Consider the following 6743-nt stretch of genomic DNA (forward strand, 5'->3'; position numbering starts at 1 on the left):
GATCTCTCCTCGAGCCATTGCTTCGAATTCGAAGCGGTGTGATGACAGTAACCTGCTTCGAGTTCAAAGCAATCCCAGTGAGGGTGTGACCTTCATCACCGCGCTTCCGTGGTGTGCTTTGAATTCGAAACACATAGGATGGGCGGATGCCTGACACCGAACCCCTCCACCCCGCGCAGCTGGGCACCTACTTCGCGCTCATGGAGGCCGTCAGCCTGCTCCAGCATGCCGTCGAGCAGCAGTTGCGGGCGGAGGGCGACCTGAGTTACGTGCAGTTCCAGCTCCTGGCCCACCTCGCCGACGCCAAGCAGCTGACCATGACCGAGCTGGCCGACGGCGTCGTCTACAGCCGCAGCGGCCTGACCTACCAGGCCAGCCTGCTGGAGAAGGCCGGCCTCGTCACCCGCGGCTCCTGCCCCGACGACGAGCGCGCCACACTGGTCACCATCACCGACGGAGGCCTCGCCCTCGTCGGGCGCGTCCTGCCCGGCCACATCGAGGTCGTGCGCCGCCTGCTGTTCAACCCCCTCACCGAAGAGGACCTGCACGACCTCGGCGACATCATGACCCGCGTCCGCAACCACATGCGCGCCGAGCCGCCCCGCTCCGCCGCCCCCCGCAAACCCCGCAAGTAAGCGCCCAGCCGGCGGCGTCGTCCGCGAACAGACCCGCTGGGGCGCACGACGGCTGCGACATCATCGCCGAGCACGGCCAGGTCGACGTGAGTCCCTGCTCGACGCTACGATCACGGCGCCGCCGCAGGTGCTCGTCGCGCTCTTCACCGGACAGATGACCCTGCGGACGGCCGAGGCCCAGGGGCTGATCGTCGACGGCTCCGCGGCGGCATTCCAACGCTTCTGCCGAACAGAGGACACACCGATGCCTGACGGTCACGACGCGCTGGGTCTCCTCGAGGAGATCGCCGCAGACTTCAGCGACGAACCCGACGTCGTCCTGGGAACGATGTTCCGCAACCCGGGGCTTCGCGTAGGCGACAAGATCTTCGCGTTCCTGGGCCATGGCGGCGAGCTCATCGTGAAGCTCCCCCAGGGTCGAGTTCGGCAGCACGTCGACGCGGGAACCGCCGAACAGGTGACCATGGGAAAGAGGACCATGCGCGAATGGGTCGCGTTCCCGGCCCAGGAGAGCGACACGGCGACACTCGCGCTGTGGCGGAACGTGGCGCACGACGCCCACCGGTACGTCCGCGCCCTGCGAGGATCAAGCTGATCGCCAGGCCCGCACCTACCTGCCCCGCCAAGCCGCGTCCAGCGGGTGTAGCCGGCGAGGCCTCCGCGGCCGCTGCGGTATGAACCACTACTGCGCGAGGTCCGTGAAGTACGCCTTCAGCGACGGGTAGTAGTCGTCGAAGGAGGGCGCGGTGGTGCCGTCGCGGGAGGCGACGAGCAGATCCAGATAGTACTCCCAGCCGGGCCCGATCTCCCCGATCCCGTCCTCCGTCTCCAGATGCTGTACGAACCGCAGCTCCGTCCCCCCGTCCACCTCGGACAACAGCAGTTCCAGATGCCAGGCTCCGGATTCGTCCAGCGACGACACCGCCAGCCGCCGCGGCGCCTCGCACGCGTCGATGCGCAGGTCGTACCAGGGCGCGCCCTCCTCGAACAGCAGTTGCACCTTCACCGTACGACCGGGCCCCGCGTCGCCCTCCCAGGGCCCGAACCAGCGGGCCGTGCGGTCGGGCTCGGTGATGCTGGCCCACACGTCTTCGGCGGGCGCGCGGAAGGTCCGGGTGAGGACGAGGTCGCTGCCCTTCTCCGTCCGGAACAGCCGGCCGGTGGGGAATCGGCTCATGCGGTGTGCTCCTCTCTGCTCTCGGCACCGGAACGGCGCTCGCGGCGCGTCCGGTAGACCTCGGTTTCCAGCGCGTCGAGGTGGTGCTCCCACCCCGACGGCCGGACGAACTGGGCGAGCCAGGCGGCCAGCCCCGTGAACGGCTCGGGATCGAGGGAGTAGAAGCGCTGCCGGCCGACGAGCTCGGCGCGTACGAGCCCGCTCTCCCTGAGCACCCGCAGGTGGCGGCTCACGGCGGGGCGGCTGATGGCGAAGCGCTCGGCGATCTCGCCGGCGGCCAGCCGCCCGTCTTTGAGCAGCACGAGGATTTGCCGCCGGACCGGATCCGCGATCGCCCCTGCCACCTCGTCCACCCGGAAAGCGTAACCTATTAGTTACGCTTTTCGCCAGGAACGTCCGCGTCGGCGGCCATCACGGACCTGACGCCGCCATCGCATGGGTAGCGCTGGAGATGTGAGGGAATGGTGGTGTCATGGAGCTGCTCGCCGTCCCGCCACTGGCCGAGTGGCGGGACACCAAGGCAACGCTGCACCGGTTCTGCCAGGTAGTGGGCAAGATCCGGCTCGCCTCGGCGGTCCGGCGCAACCACTGGTGGAACGTACCATTCCATGTCACCGGGCAGGGGATCACCACCCGTCCGATGGGACAGTCCGACGGCAACCCGATCTTCACGATCGACTTCGACTTCGTCCGCCACCGATTGGTCGTCACCACGGTAGACGGCCGGGCGGTCTCGCTCGCGCTCCACGGCCAGTCGGTGGCGTCCTTCTACCACAGCACCATGCGGGCCCTGGCGGCCCTGGACGTGCGGGTGGACATGAGGGTACCGCGGCCGTTCGACCTGCCCGACTCCGATCGGCCGTTCGCCGAAGACACCGAGCACGCCGCCTACGACCCCGTCGCGGTCACCCGCTACTGGCAGGTCCTCAGCCAGGTGAACCTGCTGCTGGAGGAGTTCGCAGCGGGCTACTCGGGCAAGATCAGCCCGGTGCACCACTTCTGGCACACCTTCGACCTCGCCTGCACCCGCTTCTCCGACCGCCTGATCGACCAGCCGCCCGAGGCCGATCCCGTGACCCGGGAAGCCTACTCCCGCGAGGCGATCAGCTCTGGCTTCTGGTTCGGCGACGACGCCTTCCCCGAGCCGGCCTTCTACTCCTACACCGCTCCCGAGCCCGACGGGCTCGACAGCGAACCCCTGAAACCCGAGGCCGCGCAGTGGATCACGCAACGAGGCGGCCATCTGGCCGTGCTGCGCCACGCCGACGCCCGATCCGAGCCCGACGCGCGCGCCGCCGTCCTCGCCTTCTACGACAGCGCCTACCAGGCCGGAGCCCGGCGCGCCGGCTGGGACATCGCGCGGCTCGCCTGCCCAGGCGGTGTCACCGATCCACAGTTGAGCGCCGGAAGGTGATGGACGGTCCTGCCCCGCCAAGCGCCGCCAAGCGCCGCCAAGCTACCGGTGCCATGCTGCTCCTTCGGGGTGTCGTCAGCGGCCTTCGAACGTCGGCGTGCGCTTCTCGCGGAATGCGGCCATCGCTTCCCGCGAGTCATGTGTCGTCTGGACCACGGCCATGTGGGACGAGATCAGGTCGAGCGCGGTCCGCAGGTCGGTCCGGGTGGACTGGTACGCGGCTCGCTTGATCATGCGAATGTTGACCGGCGGGCTCGCCGCGAGCCTTCGAGCGAAGGCGAGCCACGCCCCGGGGAATTCGTCATCGTCGTGGACCCTGTTCACGAGGCCAAGCCTGTGTGCCTCCTCCGCGTCGACGAAGTCACCGGTCCACAGCAGTTCCAGCGCCTTGGCCATGCCGACCAGTCGTGGCAGGAAGTAGCAACCGCCGTCGCCAGGCACGAGGCCGACCTTGATGTAGCCCTCGGAGAAGCGCGCGGATCGCGCGGCCAGTCTGATGTCGCACATCAGTGCCATGTCCATACCCGCGCCCACGGCGACGCCGTTGACGGCCGCGATCACCGGCTTGTCGAGGTCCTCGAGCGCGAGGGCGACGCGGTGGATGTGATCGGACAGCAGGCTCTTGTTCTCGAGCGGAGTCGGGCTGCCGCTGAAGCCGCTGAGGTCGCCGCCGGAGCAGAACGCGTCTCCCGCGCCGGTGACGACGATCACCCGGACAGCGGGGTCGGTGCGTGCTTCGGTCAGGATCCGCACCCACTCGTCGATCATCGCGATCGTGAACGCGTTCTTCTTCGCCGGCCGGTTCAGCAGGATCGTGCCGACCCCTTGCTCGACGGTGTATTCGAGTTCCGTCACGGAGCCCTCCTCCGACAGGGCGTCTGCCCGATCAATCGATATCGATGTCGACAACACGGCGGAGCCCGCCTGATGAAGCCCGAGCCCTACCGGGCGTCGTGGTAGCCGATGGCGCCGAGCCACATGCGGTGCAGCGTCGCCTTGGCGAGCTCCTCGTCGAACGGCTCGCCCATCGCGAACCAGTAGTAGGCGAAGTTGCCCACCATCGCGGCCAGCGCGGCGGCCGCGGTGCGCGCGTCCAGATCGCGGTCGACCAGTCCCCTGCCCTGGAGTTTGCGGATGCTCGCCGAGATCCGTTCGACATGAACCCGGCGGTGGAAGACACGTTGCTCGCCGACCTGGGGGTCGATGGTCGCGACCTGCTCCATGAGTCGCAACATGGCGTGGTTCTTGCGATAGACATCGAGGAACCGCCGGTTCGACAGGTCCAGCCGTGCGGCGAAATCGGACGTGCTCGTGTCGGAGTCCCCGCCCAACGGGACCGTGAGCGCGTCGACCACCTCCTCGCTGACTTCGTTGATCAGCGCGCGGAACACTTCGAGCTTGGAGTCGAAGTAGGTGTAGAAGGTGCCGTGGGAGACGCCGGCGAGCTGCACGATGTCGGCGACTCTCGCATCGAGGTAGCCGTCGCGTTCGAAGACCTGGCGGGCGGAGGCCAGCAGGAGTGCCCGCATGCGTCTTCCGCGTTCGGAGACGCCGCGGCCGTACTGCGACCTGCGAGCCTTCGCCGTGCCCTCGGGCGTCGCGCTGGGCGTCTTTCCGGCCATCCGCTTGCTCCTGCCTGCCAGTCGGTCGCTCGCCCGAGGGGTTCGATAGCGACATCAATATCGACGTCAGGCGGGAGTGTACCCCCGGCGCACGAGCGCCCATGCCGCGTATGTGCCCGAAGCCGCCCCCCGGCATCGGTGGGGGCTGCGGTCGGTACGACACGGTTCCTCCGATGGAAGGCGGAGCCCATCAGGCCCTGGCCGCTGGGGGCCGGAAGTGGACACCACCGTCGCGTATTTCGACATCGATGTCAATGCCGAATCTGGATGCGAGCACTACACACTGCGTCGCAGCGATCGCCTTCAGCGACTACTGAGCCGCACCAGGCGAGCCGCGGAAGCGTAAGTGGGCCCATTGCTCACATACCGGACGCGGGCTACAGTGAGCGCCTATTCGACATCGATATCGACTTATGGAGGCGACCAGTGGCAGCCCTCCCTGTGCCACCGGAGCTGGCACCCGCGCGGCCGGATGTGATGGAGGCTCTGTTCAGGCCGCGATCGGTCGCCGTGATCGGGGCCTCGGCTCGTCCAGGGTTCTCCGCCATCACGCTGAGGAACCTCGTGGAGTCCGGATTCCCCGGCGCCGTCTATCCCGTGAACCGCAACCACGCCGAGCTCGCCGGGCTGACCTGCTACCCCTCGCTCGAGTCGCTTCCCGGGTCCGTGGACCTCGCGCTGGTGGTCGTTCCCGCGGCGCGCGTCGTCACGGTGCTGGAGGAGTGTGCCGAGGCGGGGGTGCGCTCCGCGATCGTCTATTCCTCGGGCTTCGCCGAGCTGGGTGAGCAGGGACGCCAGGCGCAGGACCGCATCGTGACCATCGCGCGTCAGAGCGGGATGCGCGTGCTCGGCCCCAACTGCATGGGGCTGTTCTACCAGCCCTCCGGGCTGGTGGCGTCGTTCACCGGCTCGCTGCAGGGGGGATTGCTGCCGAGTTCCGGTGTGGCCTACGTCGGCCGCAGCGGGGCGATCGGCGGTGCGCTCCTGGGCATGGCCCACGAGCGAGGGGTCGGGTTGGCGGCCTGGTGCAGCACAGGCAACGAGGCAGACCTGAGCACCGCCGAGCTCGCCCTGGCGCTCGTCGAGCAGGACGACGTGCGTGTCCTGGCGGCGTATCTGGAGACCGTGCCCGACGGCGACGCCTGGACGCGGCTGTCCGCGCGGGTCCGCGAGCTCGACAAGCACCTGGTCGTGCTGCGCAGCGGGCGCTCGGAGGCCGGACGGAAGGCCGCCGCGTCGCACACCGGAGCGATGGTCCGGCCGGACGCGGCCTTCACGCTGGTCAGCGGCGACCACGGGGTGATCGGCGTCGATGACATCGGCGAGATGGTCGAGGTCATCGACATGGTGCTGGCCGGCCGGCGCCCGGCCGGTCCCGACGTCGCCGTGATCACCAGCTCGGGTGGTGCGGGCAGCATCCTGGCCGACCTGCTGGAGGGCGCGGGCCTGCGGCTGGCAGAGCTGCGACCGGACACCCGCACCGCGCTGGCGGCGCTGATCCCCGAGTACGGCTCCGCGGCGAATCCGGTCGACGTGACCGCCCAACTGTTCACCCAGGGCGGCGGGGCGTTCGAGGCGGCATGCCTGCCACTGCTGTCCGACACTGGCGTCGGCGCGCTGACAGTCGTTCTCACCACTGTGACCGGCGAGCTCGCCGTGACGGTGGCCGAGGGGATCGTCCGGGTCTCCCGGCAGACCACGAAGCCGATCGCGGTCATCTGGATCGCCGCGCTGGCCGAGACATGGGAGGCGCGGCGGATCCTGCGCCACGCCGGCATACCCGTGACGTCGTCGATGCCGGAACACGTCGGGTTGTTGCGCAACCTCCTCACCGGCGCTCGGACACCGGCACGCGGCATCCGCGCGGTGGCCGGCGCCGCCGCCGACCCGCCGGC

The 6743-nt window shown here is 69.0% G+C and carries 8 protein-coding genes; 4 read left to right on the plus strand and 4 right to left on the minus strand.

From position 1 onward, the window contains the following. Positions 1-146 precede the first annotated feature (146 nt). Both DQW85_RS19905 and DQW85_RS19910 read left to right on the plus strand, forming a co-directional pair. The gene (locus DQW85_RS19905; protein ID WP_113701797.1) at positions 147-635 is read left to right on the plus strand and encodes a MarR family winged helix-turn-helix transcriptional regulator; all 489 of its coding nucleotides are present in this window, start codon (positions 147-149) and stop codon (positions 633-635) included. 154 nt (positions 636-789) lie between these two features. Further along, positions 790-1230 (plus strand): hypothetical protein, encoded by a 441-nt coding sequence (locus tag DQW85_RS19910; protein ID WP_162795144.1) that lies wholly within the window; start codon positions 790-792, stop codon positions 1228-1230. Positions 1231-1317: 87 nt separating this feature from the next. Here the strand turns inward: DQW85_RS19910 and DQW85_RS19915 are convergent, their stop codons facing one another. Both DQW85_RS19915 and DQW85_RS19920 read right to left on the minus strand, forming a co-directional pair. Further along, positions 1318-1812, minus strand: a complete 495-nt coding sequence (locus DQW85_RS19915; RefSeq protein ID WP_113701799.1) for an SRPBCC family protein — start codon at positions 1810-1812, stop codon at positions 1318-1320. After that, the gene (locus DQW85_RS19920; protein ID WP_113701800.1) at positions 1809-2165 is read right to left on the minus strand and encodes a metalloregulator ArsR/SmtB family transcription factor; all 357 of its coding nucleotides are present in this window, start codon (positions 2163-2165) and stop codon (positions 1809-1811) included. The genes DQW85_RS19915 and DQW85_RS19920 overlap by 4 nt, the downstream gene beginning before the upstream one ends. Positions 2166-2284: 119 nt before the next feature. Between DQW85_RS19920 and DQW85_RS19925 the strand changes: the two genes are divergently transcribed. Then, positions 2285-3226, plus strand: a complete 942-nt coding sequence (locus DQW85_RS19925; RefSeq protein WP_113701801.1) for a DUF5996 family protein — start codon at positions 2285-2287, stop codon at positions 3224-3226. A 75-nt stretch (positions 3227-3301) separates the two neighbouring features. On the opposite strand, the gene DQW85_RS19930 is transcribed toward DQW85_RS19925, so the two are convergent. Next, the gene (locus DQW85_RS19930; protein ID WP_205315253.1) at positions 3302-4204 is read right to left on the minus strand and encodes an enoyl-CoA hydratase/isomerase family protein; all 903 of its coding nucleotides are present in this window, start codon (positions 4202-4204) and stop codon (positions 3302-3304) included. Continuing rightward, a complete protein-coding gene (locus DQW85_RS19935; protein WP_113701803.1) occupies positions 4168-4848 on the minus strand; it encodes a TetR/AcrR family transcriptional regulator in 681 nt (226 codons plus the stop codon). Before DQW85_RS19935 ends, DQW85_RS19930 begins: the two co-directional genes overlap by 37 nt. 426 nt (positions 4849-5274) lie before the next feature. On the opposite strand from DQW85_RS19935, the gene DQW85_RS19940 reads away from it, so the two are divergent. After that, positions 5275-6743 (plus strand): acetate--CoA ligase family protein (locus tag DQW85_RS19940; RefSeq protein WP_162795145.1); only part of this gene is annotated, 1469 nt, incomplete at its 3' end.

It is taken from the genome of Nonomuraea lactucae, assembly GCF_003313395.1.
GTDB lineage: Bacteria > Actinomycetota > Actinomycetes > Streptosporangiales > Streptosporangiaceae > Nonomuraea > Nonomuraea lactucae.